An 18,928-nucleotide genomic window follows, 5' to 3' on the forward strand; every position below is an offset into this window, starting at 1 on the left:
ATTCGTGCTTTTTACCAGGCATGGGCCTCCCCTTGGCAACAAGTGATGGTCCTTGCAGGGGATCGAGATAAGTTGTGCCGCTTTGTGGGCGAACAGGAAAAAGAACAGGAGAACGATGCTACGTTTTATCTGACTTTAATAGAGCAGATTGCCAGTAATGAACTGTCAGAAAAGGAATTTATGCAACTGCTTCAATCTCACCACCGTCAGGTTAAAACTCTTTAATAAGAGGTGAAGATGACTTGGAACACACGGTTAAGTCCTTATACAGGAAAATTAAAAACAAATCAATAAGCGAGGAAGAGGCCGTTAAGCGAATGACAAAACTCTTTTCATCAACTCCCATAGCTGAGCCGCTAAAAGAGCTGCAGCAAATCCTGATGGATATACTCAATATAGAGACAGTAGATATTAGCGAAGATACGGAATGGTTAGAGTTCGGTCTGGATCAGGTGTCGCTTAAGCAATTTGCCGACTGCCTCTATCACCACTATCATCTGGAGTTGACGCCTGCGCAGATCATGGCACAAGGCTCCTTGAAAGGGCTGGCTTCGTATGTAGCACAGCATATTGATAGTGTACAAAAAGGGCATGCTTTTTACCGAAAAACAGATCAGCTGGGGATAATAGCGGTTGACTATCTTAAAAAGCGTTTATCCGCTGTATTGGAAATACCGCTGGAACGGCTGGCTGCGGATGCGCCTTTAGAGAATTATGGCATTGATTCCGTTATGATTATGAAACTGACCCGGCAGCTGGAAGAGCATTTTGGACCTTTATCTAAAACTCTGTTTTTTGAATACCAAACGATTCAAGAGTTGGCTGACTATCTGGTAAAAGCCCATTCACACACGCTGATTAAACTTTTCGGTATCGAAGAGACGGTGGCTGCAAGGTCATATGAGTTGCAACCGTCGCTCCCTTTAAAAGAAAGGGAGGAATCGGAAAACCATCAGGCTGAAAAAGTCCTTTTGGCGGAGGAGGATGGGATTGCCGTTATTGGGCTGGCGGGACGATATCCCGGTGCCCGTAGTATTAAGCAATTTTGGGAAAATCTTCAGGCGGGAAAAGATAGTATCACCCAAATCAGTCCAGATCGATGGGATCATCGACTGTATTTTGATGAGGACAAGCATAAACCAGGCAAAATTAATAGCAAATGGGGCGGATTTATTGAGGGTGTTGATCAATTTGATCCGCTCTTTTTTAATATTTCCCCCAGAGAGGCAGAAGTGCTGGATCCACAGGAACGCCTGTTTTTAGAATGTGTTTATGAGACATTAGAGGATGCCGGCTACTCCCGGGAAGCTTTACGCTCCACCGATGCGGTGGGCGTCTTTGTGGGTGCGATGTATGAGGAGTATCCATTGTATGGTGCCCAGGAACAAGCTAAGGGGAATGCCCTTGCCCTTGGCAGTAACTTATCGGCAATTGCCAACCGGGTTTCCTACTTTTTTAATTTGACAGGGCCGAGCATGGTGGTTAACACCATGTGTTCATCCTCCTTAACTTCCCTTCACCTCGCATGTCAAAGCATCTTGCGAGGGGAATGTGAACTGGCAATTGCCGGAGGGGTTAATTTATCCATTCACCCCAATAAGTATTTATTGCTTGGCCAAGGAAACTTTGCATCAAGCAATGGTCGGTGCCAAAGTTTTGGGGAGGGGGGAGATGGGTATGTTCCCGGTGAAGGTGTAGGGGCGGTATTTTTAAAACCGCTGGCTCAGGCGATCCGCGATCAGGATCATATTTATGGTGTGATTAAAGGCACAGCGGTGAACCATGGCGGTAAGACCAATGGATATACCGTTCCTAACCCAAATGCCCAGGCAAAGGTGATCGAACGGGCCTTAGCTCAAGCGAATGTCCATCCGCGAACCATCACCTATCTCGAAGCCCATGGCACGGGGACGGCCCTTGGAGACCCGATTGAAATCACCGGGTTGAAAAAAGCTTTTGATGTCTATACCGCTGATCGTCAGTTTTGCTCTATTGGCTCGGTAAAGTCAAACATCGGTCACTGCGAGGGTGCGGCGGGGATTGCTGGATTAACCAAAGTGTTACTGCAAATGAAATATAAGAAACGGGTTCCCTCCCTACATACCCAAGTCTTAAATCCGCATATTGACTTTGACGAGACGCCTTTTAAAGTGCAACAAATCTTAGAGGGATGGGAAAGACCAGTAATAGATTTAGAAGGGGAGAAAAAGAAATATCCAAGGCGTGCGGGTATTTCAGCTTTTGGCGCAGGTGGTTCCAATGCCCATGTGGTGGTAGAGGAATATAATCAAGAAAAAACGATGGATCATCATGGGTATCCCCACCCTGCGCTTATTGTCCTCTCTGCCAAAGATGTCACGGCACTTCAACAGCAGGTTGAGCGCTTACTAGAAGCGATTGAATCTGATAATGATCGCGACTTAATGGATGTGGCCTATACACTACAAGTGGGCAGGGAGGCCATGGAAGAGCGGTTGGCTTTAACTGCAGTCACCATGAGCAAACTTAAAGAGAAATTAAAGGCTTTTCTGGATGGAAAAGAGAACAATGGGGTCTTTCATGGGACAGCCCAGTCAGGCAAAGCTGTATTATCGACGATGTCAGCGGACGATGATATGAAGACCATCATCGCAACATGGTTGCAAAAAGGAAAATATGATCAGTTGCTGCAATTGTGGGTAAAAGGCCTCCATGTGGATTGGAATATACTTTACCCTAATGGTACACCCTATCGCATCAGCCTGCCTACATATCCTTTTGCTCGGCAAACATGCTGGTTTTCGGATGTTGAAAAGGTAGCGGAACAACCTATTAGCACCCGATCCCGAAAGGAAGCATCGAATCAGGAGGTTCAACCCCCTTCTGTGGAAGGGTGCATGTATTTGCCGGTTTGGGAAGAAGCGCAAGCAGTGCCTAATGAACAACATCATCATCAACAGGTGGTTATCGTCTATGAGAAGTCAGCAGCTTCATTAAAAGAGGCAATAATCAATTATTATCATACATGTTCTTCTATGCCACGTATCATTCAAATCTGTCTGGGAACCACCACCGAGCGACGTGCTACTGACCATTGGGAGTGTGACATTCATGATGACACTGCTTTCGATCGAAGCTTGGCTGATTGTGGGGAAATAGACGGTCTCTATTTTCTGGCGGAACATGCTTTAGTGTATGATTCAGTTCACTCTCAAAATATAAAACAAAGCCAGATGCGCAATGAGGTGCCTCTGTTGCGTCTAATTAAAAGACTAAACGACAGTCAATCTACGGGTAAGCCGATCGATTGCTATATTTTGACCTTGGATAATTATTCATTGAGCGAACAACCGGTCAATCCCTATGGAGGTGGCGTTACGGGGCTTGTCTACTCTGCGGCACAGGGTGAGCATCGGTTGCGGATACGCAATTTGGATCTTTCTTTTGTTGATATTCAAGCACCCAGAGCAGAACTCATCGAAAAAATTGTCTGTGAACCGCCCTCTCACCGTGGTGAAGTAATTAAGCTAAAGCAGGGACGGCGTTATCACCAGGTCTTTTATGAAATGGAAGATGTGACGCAACAGGAAACGGGTGCTATTAGGGAAAAAGGTGTATATGTGATCGTTGGGGGAAGCGGCACCATCGGCCAGGTTATCACCCGTTATCTAATGGCAGACTTTGGGGCTCAGGTGATTTGGGTTGGCCGAACACCAGAGAAGGACCATGCGATCCAGACAAAGATGGCGGCCTTTCAAGGCGGATCTGGTTCCCTTTCGTATATTCAGGCGGATGTAACGGATGAGGCGCAGATGAAGCGGGCAGTACAACTGATAAAAGAGCAGTATAAAGTTATTCATGGCGCCATTTTTTCGGGGGTGGTGTTTTCCTTTGAAAATACCATTCGCCAAACGACAGAAGCTGAGTTTTTAGATATTCTTAATGTGAAAACGTTAGGGGGATTATCCTTTTATTCGGCTTTGGCGGGTGAAGATCTGGATTTTATGCTTTATTTTTCTTCTGGGCAAGCCTACGCCTTCTCGGGTGCTTCCAAGTTTTCTGCTTATGCCGCTGGGGTGACATTTGCGGATGCCTTGGTGCGCAGCCTGAAAAATCGGTCAAGCTTTCCGGTCGGTTCAATTAATTGGGGTTTTTGGCAGTCGTCAGTTGCAGGGACATTTTTGGAAGATCGGACTAGCGCTTTGGAAGACAAGGAAGGATTTGACTGTTTTGTTCATAGTGTAGATCTTCTAACCAAAGGTCTGCTTGAACAAAGCCTATGTCTAAGACCGACTCCATCCTTAAAGGAAATGATGAAGGTTAAATCAGGGAGAGTGACGATTTATCCCCCGACGACGGAACCTATGCTCAATGTATTATCGTCACAATGGACGGATAGAATTTATCAAGGAGAACCTCAAGAGGGAAACAGGCTGGCAGCTCAGATGGAAGCAAGAGTGGCAAATGTACTCTTTGTGCAGTTGAGCCGTCTCGGTCTTCCGCCAAAGGGCACAACGATCAATATAACGGATATAATCAACAACAGTGATATAACGGAAAAATATCAGCGCTGGCTAGCCGAGTGTTTACGCATTTTGGCAGATCATGGGTATATTCATTATGAGGCGGATCAGGTGACAACAGTTGCAGATGCAAAGCCAGTGGAAACAATTTGGCAGGATTGGCAGACGACCGTAACCGAATATGCCAATAATCAGGACTGGAAGGTTCAGACAATGCTGTTGGATTCCTGTCTTAGAAAGCTGCCCGATATCCTGACAGGCCGGATTTTAGCGACAGAAGTGCTTTTTCCCAATACATCCATTCAAAGCGTTGAAGGAATCTATAAAGGGAATTCCATTGCCGATTATTTTAATCTTACATTGGCTGATGTTCTGGAGGCCTATATTCAGAGGCGGATCGCTAAGCATCCCCGTGAGCGCATTCGGATTATTGAAGCGGGAGCGGGGACCGGGGGAACGAGTGCCATTGTCTTAAAACGAATTGAGGCTTATTCTACCCATGTGGATTATGTCTATACCGATATTTCCAAATCTTTTCTTTTGTTTGCAGAAGAACAGTATGGTACAACTTATCCTAATTTGACTTTTCAAACTTGGAATGTGGAGCAATCGGCGTCAGCGCAAGGGGTTGCGGCCGGTTCTTATGATATTCTTATCGCTAGTAATGTACTCCATGCTACCCAAGCCATTCGCCACACCCTTCAACAGGTGAAAGCGGTTCTAAAACCAAATGGGTTGATCCTTTTAAATGAAATGACGCAAAAAAATCTATTTGCCACGGTAACCTTCGGCCTATTGGATGGCTGGTGGCTCTTTCAAGATGATCAATTGCGCATTGAGGGATCGCCATTAATCGCCGCCCCAACCTGGCAAAGAGTGATGGAAGAGGAGGGCTTTAGACAGGTAGCCTTTTTAGGGGAGCAAGGACCTAACAATGGTCAGCGGATTATTGTGGCTGAAAGCGATGGTTGGGTTAGACTGCCTGTGACACAAGAAGAAAAATACAAAGAAGAGCCCATGGTACCCATGGATCACAGGGTTATCCCCCAAGCGATCACTAAGGTGAATTTATCGGATAAACAGATCGCCGATTATGTGAAAGCCACCATGATTGAGCAACTGGCCATCGCCCTTAAGGTAAGCAAAGACCGCATTTCACCAGATGTGGCGTTTTCTGAATATGGGGTGGATTCCATCCTGGGTGTTGCCTTTGTCAAACAGTTGAATGAGGTATTCAAGATAGATCTAAATAGTGCGATTTTATTTGACTATACATCAGTTCATCGTCTGGCGGAATATATCGCGGATGTATATCAAGAGCACATAGTAACTCAACTGCAGGTTGGCAGCTCAAGACAGGCACAGGAGAAGCCAACGGTTCCCATTCAAATTAGTTCAGAAAAGCCCAAGCCGGAGAAAGATAACACGCAGGCCATTGCTGTAGTAGGAATGGCGGGTCAGTTTCCTGATGCGCCGGATTTGCACTCCTTCTGGGAACATCTCAAAAAGGGGCATGACGGGGTACATGAACTTCCCGCCAATTACTTGGATCAAGGAAAATATTATGACAAGGTGAAACAGCCGGGAAAAACCTATAGTAAATGGGGTGGGATTTTAGCTGAGAAGAACGCCTTTGATCCGCTCTTTTTTAATATTTCACCCCGTGAAGCGGCGTCGATGAGTCCCCACCAACGGCTGATTTTGCAAGAAAGCTGGAAGGCGCTTGAAGATGCCGGATATAATCCGAAAAGTCTTGCGGAAGTCCCTGTTGGAGTATTTATTGGGGCAGAGCCGGCTAATTATTACCATGAATCTTTTACAGGCTCATCAGATGCTATTGTTGCCTCCCGCCTATCTTATTATCTTAACTTAATGGGACCGGCCATGGTAGTGAACACTGGCTGTTCATCTTCAGCCGCAGCCATTCATCTAGCCTGTGAAAGTTTACGCAGGGGGGAGACTACCTTGGCCATTGCCGGCGGGGTTTATGCCAAGCTGGACACCACTTCGCTTGTTGCTTTGTCCGGCATAGATATGATATCTCCAACGGGGAAATGCTTCACTTTTGATGAAAAAGCAGATGGCACTGTTTTATCAGAGGGAGTGGGGATTGTTGTTTTGAAACCGCTTCATCAAGCTGAAGCCGACGGCGACGCCATTTACGGTGTGATTGTTGGATCGGGTATGAATCAGGATGGGGCTAGCAATGGTATAACAGCACCCAACGGCTTGGCACAGGAGCGGTTGTTGATGGATGTCTATAAAAAATACGATATTCAACCCAGTGATATTTCTTATGTTGAGGCACATGGTACAGGAACCAAATTGGGTGATCCCATTGAAGTGAATGCGCTGATTCGTACCTTTAAGCGCTTTACGTCGAAAGAGCATTATTGCGCCATTGGCAGCACTAAATCCTCGATTGGTCATACCGGCGCGGCTGCTGGTGTCATAGGTTTAATGCGGGTACTGTTATCAATGACACATCGGCAGATTCCTAGGTTAATAAACTTTAACACCTTAAACCCGTTGATTGCCTTGCAGCAGTCCCCATTTTATATCAACACAGAAACGGTGGATTGGGTTCCCCCTCGGGATAAACCGTTACTTGCTGCGGTAAATTCTTTTGGGCATAGCGGAACCAACGTGCATCTGGTGGTACAGGAATATAAGCCAAGTGAAGTGAAGGAATATAAGGATGGGGGCTCTATGTTAATTCCATTATCTGCACGAAAAAAGGATCGTTTACAGGCATATGCTGAGAAGTTATTGGCCTACCTAAACAAGAAAGAGCAGGAGGGGCAGTTGCAACACCTTCGTCTATCATCACTGGCCTATACGCTGCAAACTGGCCGGGAAGCAATGGCAGAGCGAGTTGTGTTTTTGGTAAATGATATGAGTGACCTTATTAGAGCTTTAAGTGACTTTTGCGCAGGAAAGGCACATGCCAGTACCTGGCAGGGACAGCAGCAAAAAGGGGCAAGCACTGCTGGGCTGCTGGAACGGGACGATGAAGACCTAAAAGTAGCGATAATGCAATTGGCGGCAAAAGGCAAGTTGACCAAGATTGCTCAGGTCTGGGCAGAGGGCATGGATATCGATTGGGATGTTTTATATGGATATGAAAAGCCGTTGCGTATTCACTTGCCAGTCTACCCTTTTGCTAAGAAATATTATGAACGGTGGGAGGACACGGAGAAAACAGTGGAAGCAACACAAAGGACTGTCCTCCATCCCCTGCTGCAGGAGAACACGTCTAACCTACAGGGCATTCAGTTTCGTTCCACGTTTGCTGGAAGCGAAAGCTTTCTTAAAGACCATCTGGTGCAAAAGAAGCGGATGATGCCAGGGATGGCTTATTTGGAAATGGCCCGGGCGGCAGTTGAAAAAGTGGCCCAACCGGGGGAGATGACCATCTGTTTACATAAGATGGTCTGGTTAAAGCCTTTCATTGTTGAAGACGAGCCACAAAAGATGCGTGTCACCTTATCGGTTTCGCAGGATGGTGAGATTGTATATGATATGCGTCATGATACGTCTGACGATGTAATTTATCATCGGGGCCGTGCTGTTTTCCATAAAGCTGAAAAAACCCCTACGTTGGATATACCGGCTCTTATAAAAGCTTGTAATCGGAAAATACTATCCCGGAATGAGGCATATAAAGCTTATCAAGAGGCTGGGTTAATGTATGGACCAAGTCATCAGGGAATTGAAGCGATGTATATTGGGGATGATCAGGTCCTTGCCAAACTGGAACTTCCACAGGAGGCGCAAGCGGCATTAAATGATTTTGTATGGCATCCGGGAATGATGGATTCGGCATTACAGGCGGCATTAGGAATGATGGATAGTACCGAGGGTTACCCATCTCCTCGTATTCCTTTTGCCTTAGAAGAAGCGGTGATTTATGGACCGTGTGCCCCACGTATGTGGTCGGTCATTCAGTATAGTGAAGGAAATAAAGCGGAGGATGAAGTACTTAAACTGGATATCGATCTTTGTGATGATGCGGGCCGTCTGTGCGCCAAACTAAAAGGATTCTCCCTAAGAGCGTTCGACCGGGGACAGGGAACCCAGAAGGCTGACACATTGCTATTGGCTCCAATCTGGCATAAACAGCCGGTTGATCCGGATAAAGAAAAAGAAAAAGCACCTTATGAACAACGCATTGTGCTGTTTTGTGGGTTTGAGCAAGCTCCTGGGACCTCGATGGTGAAGCACACTGATTACCGTTGGTTACAATCAGAAAAAGTTGGGGCTGCAGAACGGTATATTGATTTTGCAAATCAGGTACTCAACGAATGGCAATCCATGATTCACGTCGGCCGCAAGCAACGACAATGTATGCAGCTGGTGATTCCCGCAGTCAATGATCAACGATCCCTCAAGGGGCTTGCCGCAATGCTAAAAACTGGTCAATTGGAACATCCCCATGTCTTTGGCCAGTTGATTGAAGTAGATGAGCTCTCCGATATAGAGGATATTCTGGAGGAAAATATAAAATGTCAGGATCAGCATATCCGTTATACACAAGGGCAACGATGGGTTATGAAATGGGATGATATCACTTCCCAGACAAACATGGATACCGTCCCCTTTAAAAATGGCTGTACCTATCTGATTACAGGGGGCACAGGTGGTCTAGGGCTGTTGTTTGCAAAAGAGATTGCCAATCAGGTTGACCAAGCCACAGTGATTCTTGTGGGACGCTCCCCTTTAGATCATCGTCAAAAAGCAGCTCTTATGACTATCCCTTCCAACATTCATGCGGTATACGAATGTGCTGATGTATCGGATGGCAATGCAGTTAAAGCATTAATTAGTGACATACAACAGAAACATGGTGCCATTCATGGGATTATTCATAGTGCGGGTGTGGTTCAGGACAGCCTGATTCGCCATAAGACGAAAGCGGAGCTTCAAGAGGTGATGACAGCCAAAGTAGAAGGATTAATTCTCTTGGATCAGGCCACACAAAACGTTCCGTTGGATTTCTTCCTCTGCTTTTCATCTGGCTCGGCGGTGTGGGGCAGTGTTGGCCAGGCGGATTATGCAGCCGCCAATGCTTTTATGGATCACTATATGCACTGGCGCAGCCGTCTGGTGGCAGTAAAACAGCGTAATGGCCGGACGCTCTCCATTAATTGGCCATATTGGAAAAATGGCGGCATGACTATCGATGAATCAACAGAACAGATGATGCGCGGGCAACTAGGACTTGTCCCCTTATTGAATGAAACGGGTATACAGGCTTTTTATCGTGCTTTCGCTTTAGATATAGCGCAGGTACTTGTGATGTCCGGGAACGCTGAGCGGATGAGGCAGCGAATGATCCCTCCTAAAAAAGAGCCGAAGACGGTTCAGGTTCAAAAGGAAACATCAGTTAGCCAAGCGCAGGCTTCCGTTAATCTGCGGGAATGCATGGAAGCAGCTTTGTTTGATGTAGTTTCTCAATTGATCCACGTTCAGATGGATGAGTTAGATGCGCAAACGGGACTTGATGAATATGGATTTGACTCGATTACCTTCTCAGAGCTGGCAAATGAGTTGAACCAGCGTTATCAGCTGGAATTGATGCCTACCATTTTCTTTGAGCACAATACGCTGCGTGATTTGGCAGACTATTTGAGTCAAACGCATCACGCCGTTCTAAAAGCTCATTTTGACCGTGTGAAAGCTACAATGCCACAAACCTTGCCGGCAGTGACTGAACAGGTGGCGGATCATCATCAACCCCGCTCTTCTGAAAAGAAGGCTGATGAGAGGGTTGCAACAAAGCCTCCAGCTAGACAACAACAGGAAAACAATGATATTGCCATTGTTGGAATGAGTGGGCTTTTCCCTGGAGGAAAAGATTTGGATGACTTCTGGGAAAATCTTGTGGCAGGTAAGGATTGTATAACAGAGATCCCAAATGATCGCTGGGATTGGCGGGAATATGACGGTGATCCTCTTAAAGAGACGAATAAGACTAATGTAAAATGGGGTGCTTTCATTGACGGGGTTAATCAGTTTGATCCGCTGTTCTTCGGTATCTCCCCGCGTCAGGCTGAGTTAATGGATCCGCAGCAACGCCTGCTTATGATGTATGTTTGGAAAGCCATTGAGGATGCAGGCTATGCGCCACAACGTCTTTCCGGTTCAAAGATAGGCATCTTTGCGGGAATGGGATATAGCGGATATGGGAGTGTGATAAAAAAGGCCGAATCAGCCCTTGAAGGTTATTCAGCAACTGGTATGGCAGCGGCTATGGGCCCCAATCGAATGAGCTATTTCCTTAATGTTCATGGGCCGAGTGAACCGATCGATACAGCGTGTTCCAGTTCGTTGGTGGCAATTGACCGTGCCGTAAATGCCATTCAAAACGGGTATTGTGATTCAGCCATTGCAGGAGGTGTCAATCTTATTTTGACGCCAGAATTGCATATTAGCTTTAGCAAGGCCAATATGCTGTCAGAGGATGGCCGCTGTAAAACCTTCTCAGAGAAGGCAAATGGCTATGTACGCGGAGAAGGAATCGGCATGATTTTCCTTAAGAAGCTGGAAGATGCTGAGCGTGCGGGGGATCACATTTATGGCGTCATTAAGGGAACATCTGTCAATCATGGAGGACGTGCCAATTCCTTAACAGCTCCTAATCCCAAGGCACAAAGCGATCTGTTGATTGATGCCTATCAAAAAGCGGGCATTGATCCCCGAACGGTCACCTATATTGAAGCCCATGGCACAGGAACCGAACTTGGTGATCCTATTGAGATCAATGGATTAAAGACTGCTTTTGCCCATCTGTACGCAGCGACTGGTGAGCCAACGGTGAAGGATGCTCATTGTGGATTAGGATCCATTAAATCCAATATTGGGCATTTGGAACTGGCGGCGGGGATTGCTGGTGTGTTTAAACTATTGTTGCAACTTAAGCATAAAAAGCTGGTTAAAAGCCTGCATGCTGATGTGATCAATCCTTATATCCAATTAGAAGATAGTCCCTTCTACATTGTCCAAAGCAATCGTGAATGGACAGCCCTTAAAGATCAAGAGGGAAACGATCTCCCCCGCCGTGCTGGTGTTAGTTCCTTTGGTTTTGGCGGCGTCAATGCGCATGTGGTGATTGAAGAATATATCCCATCAAAAACCGCATCGACTGAGGGCAGTGCTTTATCTCACGCCCCCGCGATCATCCTCCTATCAGCAAAGGATGACAGCCGGTTAAAAGAGCAGGCACAAAACTTATGGTTGGCCATTCACAAAGGAGACTATGATGATGGAGTTTTGGCGGATCTGGCTTATACGCTGCAAGTGGGGCGCGATGCCATGGAGGAACGATTGGGTCTGTTAGTAACGTCCATTCAGGAGCTTAGTGAGAAACTTAAGGAATATTTGAATGGAAAACAAGGGATTGCTGGCTTGTACAGAGGACAAGCTACCAAACAAAAAGGACCAATGGCCGCCTTACAGGCTGATGATGATTTTCATGAGACATTATCCCATTGGCTGCACAAAGGCAAATACCACAAGTTGATCAGTATGTGGGTAAATGGAATGCCTATTGATTGGGACGAGCTATATGCATCAAAAAGGCCCAAGCGCATCAGTCTTCCTACTTATCCCTTTGCCCGGGAACGCTACTGGGTTAAGGAAACAGGGAATGTACAAGCTGTAACTCAACCATCTGCTATAGAGAAAAAGATTTTTCGTAAAACATGGCGCAAAGACCCAGCACAGGGAGAAAGAATGCCATTGATAGGGACACTGATTGTTCTTACAACTTCCCCAACCATTCAGATGATTAAGCCTATGTTGGCAGATCAGGATGTGAATATTATCCCGGTTGTGCATGGTGAAGTAGCTAATCAGGGAGTGGCAACCGATTATTACAGTCAGGAAGCAGGGGAGACACTCTATCAACAGCTAAAACAGATAATTGAGGGGCCTGCCTTCCAAGGAATGATCGATCTAACGGCTTATGATGGAGAATATGAACAGGACACTCGGATCGAATGGGGCAAAATCACCTTTTTGCAACACTTGATTACCCACCAAGGGCAAGCTGGCTGGAAGGTGATGCAGGTCACTTACAGTCTGCAATCCTTGCAGATTGAGCAACCGACCTTACAAGGTGCCCGTCTAGCGGGATTATATCGAATGTTGGGGGCGGAATATAAGCAAACGCCATTTATCACCATGGATAGCGATTGTACCGCAGAAGATTCGCATCGTCTATGGGTGCAAGTGAAAGAGACATTCTGTCAACAAACGGGGATCACAGAATATTGTTACCGTCAAGGCCAACGCTTTTTGCCTGAAATGATGGAAGTATCAAAACCGGAAGAACCAGCTATGACAGCCTATAACGAAGAAGATGTCATTTTAATTACGGGAGGTTCCCGAGGGATTGGAGCACAAATTGCGGAACGGGTTATAAGTCAAGGCGCCAAACATCTGGTGATTATGGGACGAGAGGCCTTGCCAGATCAGTCCATGTGGTCTGAGGTTCTCGCAAAGGAAGAGAACAGTCCCCTTGCCCATAAGGTTCGTCATTTAAAATCTCTAAAGGATCAAGGAATACAGGTGCTTTATGATCATACCGCGTTAACGGATTCTGAGGGCCTGAAGCTGATGGTAAACAAAATTCACCAGCAAATGGGGCCGATAACCGGCGTGTTTCACTGTGCAGGTATAAAAGGAGAAAATCCTTCCTTCATTAAAAAAACGATCCAGGAAATGCAGGCGGTTTGTGAACCGAAAATAATAGGATTAACTCATCTGCACAAAGCGCTGGCAGATGAACCGTTAGCGTTTTTCCTGCTTTTTTCATCGGTCGCAAGTGTCATTCCTTTTCTGGCAGCAGGTCAGAGTGATTATGCAATGGCAAATGCCTATATGGATTTTTATGCCGCTTATCAAGCAGGTCAAGGGAAGGCCTGTTTTCAGTCTATCCAATGGCCGGCATGGAAGGAAACGGGTATGGCGGCAGGCGGTATGGAAACCCCAGCATATGTGATGTCCGGGCTTCAATCCCACAATACGGAAGATGGTTTACACCTGATGGAGGTCGTACGGCAACTTCATGAGCCGGTCTGTATGCCAGCTGTCATTGATCCAGTACGCTTTGCATCGGATGAACTCCTCTATCTAAAAAGACCGGTATCCGGGCATCCAACGGCAATAAGGAAGGAAGTGGCTGGCCAAAGAATGGAGAAGACGGTCATGGGAGAGCGCGCAGGAGTCATGAAATGGTTAAAACAGCTCTTCCAAAAAGAATTAAAGCTAGCAAAAACTCCAGATGAGCAAACTTCCTTTGCTGAATATGGGGTGGATTCAATTATCATAGCCCAAATTGTGCAAATCATACAGGGAGAAATCGGTCAGACACTACCTCCTTCCTTGTTATTGGAACGTGATACTATTGCTGCTTTAGCCGATTACTTAACAGAACATCATGGTGCAGCGTTTCAGACGCAATCGACTACAAAAGCAGATAAGGAAGTAAAAGTATCTTCCGAACCAGCTGTTTCAGACAAGCTTGTGCCTCAACATCAAGAGGATATGGCGATCATTGGCATTGCATCGCGATTCCCTGATGCACCAAATAAAGAAGAATATTGGGAATTACTTAAACAAGAAAAGAGGGCCATACGCCCTGTACCGAAAACACGCTGGACCGCTAAAGATGGCCGGCGGGCCGATGGGGGCTGGATTACGGGTATTGACCAATTTGATCCCGACTTTTTCAACATCAATCCGGCTGATGCCGCGATCATGGATCCTCAGGCACGCTTGCTTTTGGAAGAAAGCCTTAAAACGATCTATGATGCCGGTTATGACCATCGTGACCTGCGCGGAAAAGCGGTAGGGGTCTACATCGGCGGACGCTCGCAGCCAGTAGCGCCGGTGGATCAAGTTTTACAATCTGCCAATCCTATCTTGGGAATGGGCCAAAACTATCTCGCTGCTAATATATCTAAATTTTTTGATTTTAGAGGACCAAGTATGGTGGTTGATACCGCCTGTTCCTCAGGCATGACGGGCTTGCTTATGGCAGCTGATGCCCTACGTGCCGGACGAATTGATATGGCATTGGTTGGGGCTGTCAGCTTGTTGCTAAGTCCAATGGCCCATGACGTCTTTGCCGCTCGAAATATCTTAAGTCGAAATGGCAGATTTGAGATATTCGACAAACAGTCGATGGGGGAAGTTCTAGGAGAAGGTATTGGTTTAGTAATGGTTAAGCGTTTATCGGATGCTATACGAGATGGCAATCACATCTATGGGGTAGTTAAAGGCATCGCCGTCAATAATGATGGTCGCACGCTTGGGCCAGGATCTCCCAGTTTACAAGCCCAGAAGCAGGTGATGAAAGAAGCGTTGGCACTAAGTGGTAAGAAACAACAAGACATTGGCTATATTGAGTTGAATGGAGGCGGGACACCCATCATGGATACCATTGAAATTAAGGCCTTATCCGAAGCTTATGATCTCACTAATCAGGAATTGGACCAAGTTTATCTGGGGGCTACAAAACCTAATATTGGTCATTTGCTTTTGGCATCAGGAATGGCCAGTTTTATTCGCTGTCTTTTGAGTGTCTATCATGGGGAAATTCCACCTTTCCTTTCTGCCAAGGTGCCTTTTGACCATTATGATTTTGCCAAATCGCGCATCCAGTTTAACCGGGAATCAGTGGCGTGGTCAACGTCAGATAATCGGCCACGGACGGCCGCTTTAAGTTCATTTCCAGATGGGGGGACCAACTATCATGTCATCATAGAATCCTTCACGCCAAACAAAGTTAGTCAGCTTTCCCCAAAAACGCCTCCGGTTTTACAGAATAGACAGATTACTGGAATAGCCTCAGTGGAAGAAGAAGTAAAGCAGGAAGAAGTGCAACTTGCAGGGAATGTTTGGGGGGAGATTCGATGACAAAAGTATTTCGTCTGACACTAACAGTGGACCACCCTATCATACAACATCACAAAGTATTTGATCAGCCATTGCTCCCCGGTCTCGCCTATATTGATCTCTTGTATCAATTAGCGGAACGGTTGGGCTTAGGGTATAGAGATTATATGTTAAAGCGTTTATCTATCTTAAATCCCTTAACGGTTAGCGCTGATCGAGCCGTTCCGCTGGCGATTACTTTTGAGGAAAAGGGAAATCATTGGCAAATAAGGGTGGAAAGTGAGTACAAAAACGAACAGGACAATGTAGCGTATATCACGGCGGAATTACATTCTGAAACAGTTACCTTTAATGAGCCGATCGATCTGGGTGGCCTTCAAAAGGCGGTCACCCGCCAATTTGATATTGATCAAGTGTATGAACAGGCCCGTGGGCAGGGACTTGTCCATGGCGGGGCCATAAAAGCGCAAGGTGATATCTATCAGGATGATAATGGGATCCTTATTGCCATCGAGGTGGATGAGGCTCACCAGCAGGAGGCTAACCGATATCTGTTTCATCCAGCTTTAATTGATGGTTCAGCCATGGCGGCAGGTGCGCTTTGGGAACAGCCGGGTCAGGGTGATGATCTCTATTTGCCCTTGCATTATGCCTCATTTTATTGCACTGCTCCTTTACAGAAACAAGGATATGTAAGAGCACTGGCTTCCTCAGTGAAAAAGGTAAATGATATTTGTACGTTGGATATGTTTTTTTATAATGATGAGGGTAAACAGATTGGACAGCTTCTGGGAATTACCAGCAAAAAAATCCGGACAAAAGGACAGATCAATGCTGCTTTACAGGAGCAGGTTCGACCATCCTTTGCTGCAAAAGAGGAGGTAGCAGCAACAGAGCAACCTAAACAGCAGATAAAGTCGAATGGCAGGGAGGCAGCATTTGGGCATATGTTGCGGGATATTTTTGCCCGTCATTTGAATACAGCGTCGATGAAAGTTCGCGCAGATCAAGGCTATTTTGAGCTTGGACTTCAGTCATCTCAGCTTTTAGCTGTCATGCAAGAAGTGGAGTCTGAACTTGGAGTGGCACTCAGCCCCACTCTGTTGTTTGAGTATGCTACGATCCAAGAGTTGTCCCGTTATCTTGCAGAGCATGTCCCCTTGCCATCCGGTTGGGAGGAAGCGGAAGACGATAAGGAAGTACAGGGTGAAGAAGTTAATGATCCTGCTTTTCAAGCAAAAGCAGCACCAAAGGTAAGTATCGGTGAACAGAATGAAGATATTGCGATCATCGGTATGGCGGGACGCTTTCCTGGGGCAGCTACTATCGCTGAGTTTTGGGGTAATCTAGTAGACGGAAAAGATTGCATTACAGAGGTACCTCCATCTCGTTGGGACTGGAAGCAATTTAGCCATCTTACTTCACCATCGGGAAAACCCATTTCCCGATGGGGTGGCTTTATCGATGATGCCGATTGCTTTGATCCCTATTTCTTTAGCATTGCCCCACGTGAAGCAGAAATTCTTGATCCTCAGGAACGTTTGTTTTTGGAGATATGCTGGGAGTGTATTGAAGATGCCGGCTATGTTCCGAAAACGTTGGCCAACGAATCTGGTGGCAATCAGTCACGTCCTGTTGGGGTGTTTGTAGGTGTAATGCATAAAGATTACACCCTGATTGGGGCGGAATCGGCAGCGAAGGGAATGCCGATACCACTTTCGCTTAATTATGCACCGATTGCAAATCGGGTTTCATATTTTTGCAACTTTAATGGTCCAAGCATGGCCATTGATACGGTCTGTTCCTCCTCTTTGGTCTCCGTCCATCTGGCCATCGAAAGTATTCGTAAAGGGGAAAGTGACGTAGCATTAGCCGGAGGAGTGAACTTATCACTTCATCCCAATAAATATCTAACCTATGGTATGGCAAATATGCATGCCTCAGATGGCTACTGCCATACCTTTGGCAAAGGTGGGGATGGGTATGTATCCAGTGATGGGGTTGGTGTGGTATTGTTAAAGCCCTTATCCAAGGCGATCCGGGATCAGGACCACATCTATGCTGTCATTAAAGGAAGTGCTGTTAATCATGGCGGGAGAGCTAGTGGCATTACAGTGCCCAATCCGGTAGCCCAAGGGGATTTGATTGCTTCCTGTCTTGCCGAAGCCAAGATTGATCCACGTACCATCAGCTATGTGGAAGCCCATGGTACAGGCACCTCATTAGGTGATCCCATAGAAATTCAAGGGCTAATCAGGGCTTATCGTCAATATACGTCGGAGAAGCAGTATTGTGCAATTGGATCGGTCAAATCGAACATAGGTCATGCGGAATCGGCAGCCGGTATTATTGGTTTGATTAAGAATGCACTGCAACTTTACCATAAAACGTTAGTACCATCATTGCATTCAGAAGAATTAAATCCTTATATTTCTTTTGGAGAGTCCCCCTTCTATGTGCAACAACAAACAGAAAAATGGGACCAACCCACTATCACAAAAGGGGACGAAACAATCACTTTGCCGCGCAGGGCAGGGCTTAGCTCTTTTGGTGCAACAGGTACAAATGTTCATATCATTATGGAGGAAGGTCCTGTTCCTATGCCACAAAGGGCATCACATCAGAAGGTGCTGGTGCCGATCTCTGCTAAAAGCGAAGAACGCCTCCTGGCTTATGGTGAGAAGCTGCTGAACTATCTCAATCAGTTTGAGGACGATAATCGCCTGAAGATAGCGGATCTGGCTTATACGCTTCAGGTCGGCCGGGTCGCATTGGAAGAACGTGTGGCTTTCATTGTAAAGGACCATGATGACTTTAAACAAAAGCTGGATAGCTTTTTGGCAGGTCAAGAAAATAAGCAGGGTATCTACCGGGGGCATACCCAACAAAAGGCAGAATTACTTGACTTGTTAACCGAGGATGAAGATGGACAAGACGTGATACTAAAATGGCGGCAAAAGGGGAAGCTCAGTCACATTGCCCGGTTATGGGTTAGTGGTATGGATGTGGACTGGCAAAGCTTTTATCCCCAAGATCAGCCGCATCGCTTAAGCTTGCCAACGTATCCTTTTACGCGGGAACGTTTCTGGATTCCCGATGTCCCAAGCGCTACCGATAAACCTACATCCCTTCATCCCTTGTTGCATCACAATACGTCGGATTTATCTGGGGTGCGATTTAGCTCTCGGTTTACGGGAAGGGAGCCTCTTTTAAGTGAGTATATGGTCAAGGGGCAACCAGCCTTACCCGTTCCTACTTTTATAGAAATGGTTCATCAGGCTATCCTGCAGGCGGGAGGAGAGGAAATAACAGATATAACACAAGTGGTGCTTAATGAGGTCTCCTGTCTTGAGCCGCTGTTGATAGAAACCTCCCCACTCGAGGTTCATTTGCGATTATTTATGGAGAAGGATGTCATAAATTTCGTGGTGTCTGATAATACCAACATCGATGAACCGATCAGCCAGGGGCAGGTATTTACCCGCATACCGTTGGAGCCGCCAGTTGTTGCTATTGGAACGCTG

General features: G+C 46.3%; 1 protein-coding gene and 2 pseudogenes. All 3 read left to right on the forward strand.

Annotated features, from left to right (window positions below; all coding sequences use genetic code 11):
* Window positions 1-242 precede the first annotated feature (242 nt).
* Complete coding sequence (locus M1M80_RS04980) at window positions 243-15,425, forward strand: SDR family NAD(P)-dependent oxidoreductase (RefSeq protein ID WP_104010184.1); 15,183 nt, start codon at window positions 243-245, stop codon at window positions 15,423-15,425.
* Window positions 15,422-16,207 (forward strand): annotated as a pseudogene (locus M1M80_RS21780) (polyketide synthase dehydratase domain-containing protein); the annotation flags it as partial. The gene M1M80_RS04980 and the pseudogene M1M80_RS21780, both read left to right, overlap by 4 nt.
* A gap of 132 nt (window positions 16,208-16,339) precedes the next feature.
* Window positions 16,340-18,823, forward strand: a pseudogene (locus tag M1M80_RS04985) (beta-ketoacyl synthase N-terminal-like domain-containing protein); the annotation flags it as partial.
* Window positions 18,824-18,928 lie beyond the last annotated feature (105 nt).

Source organism: Bacillus inaquosorum (genome assembly GCF_023238325.1).
GTDB lineage: Bacteria > Bacillota > Bacilli > Bacillales > Bacillaceae > Bacillus > Bacillus inaquosorum.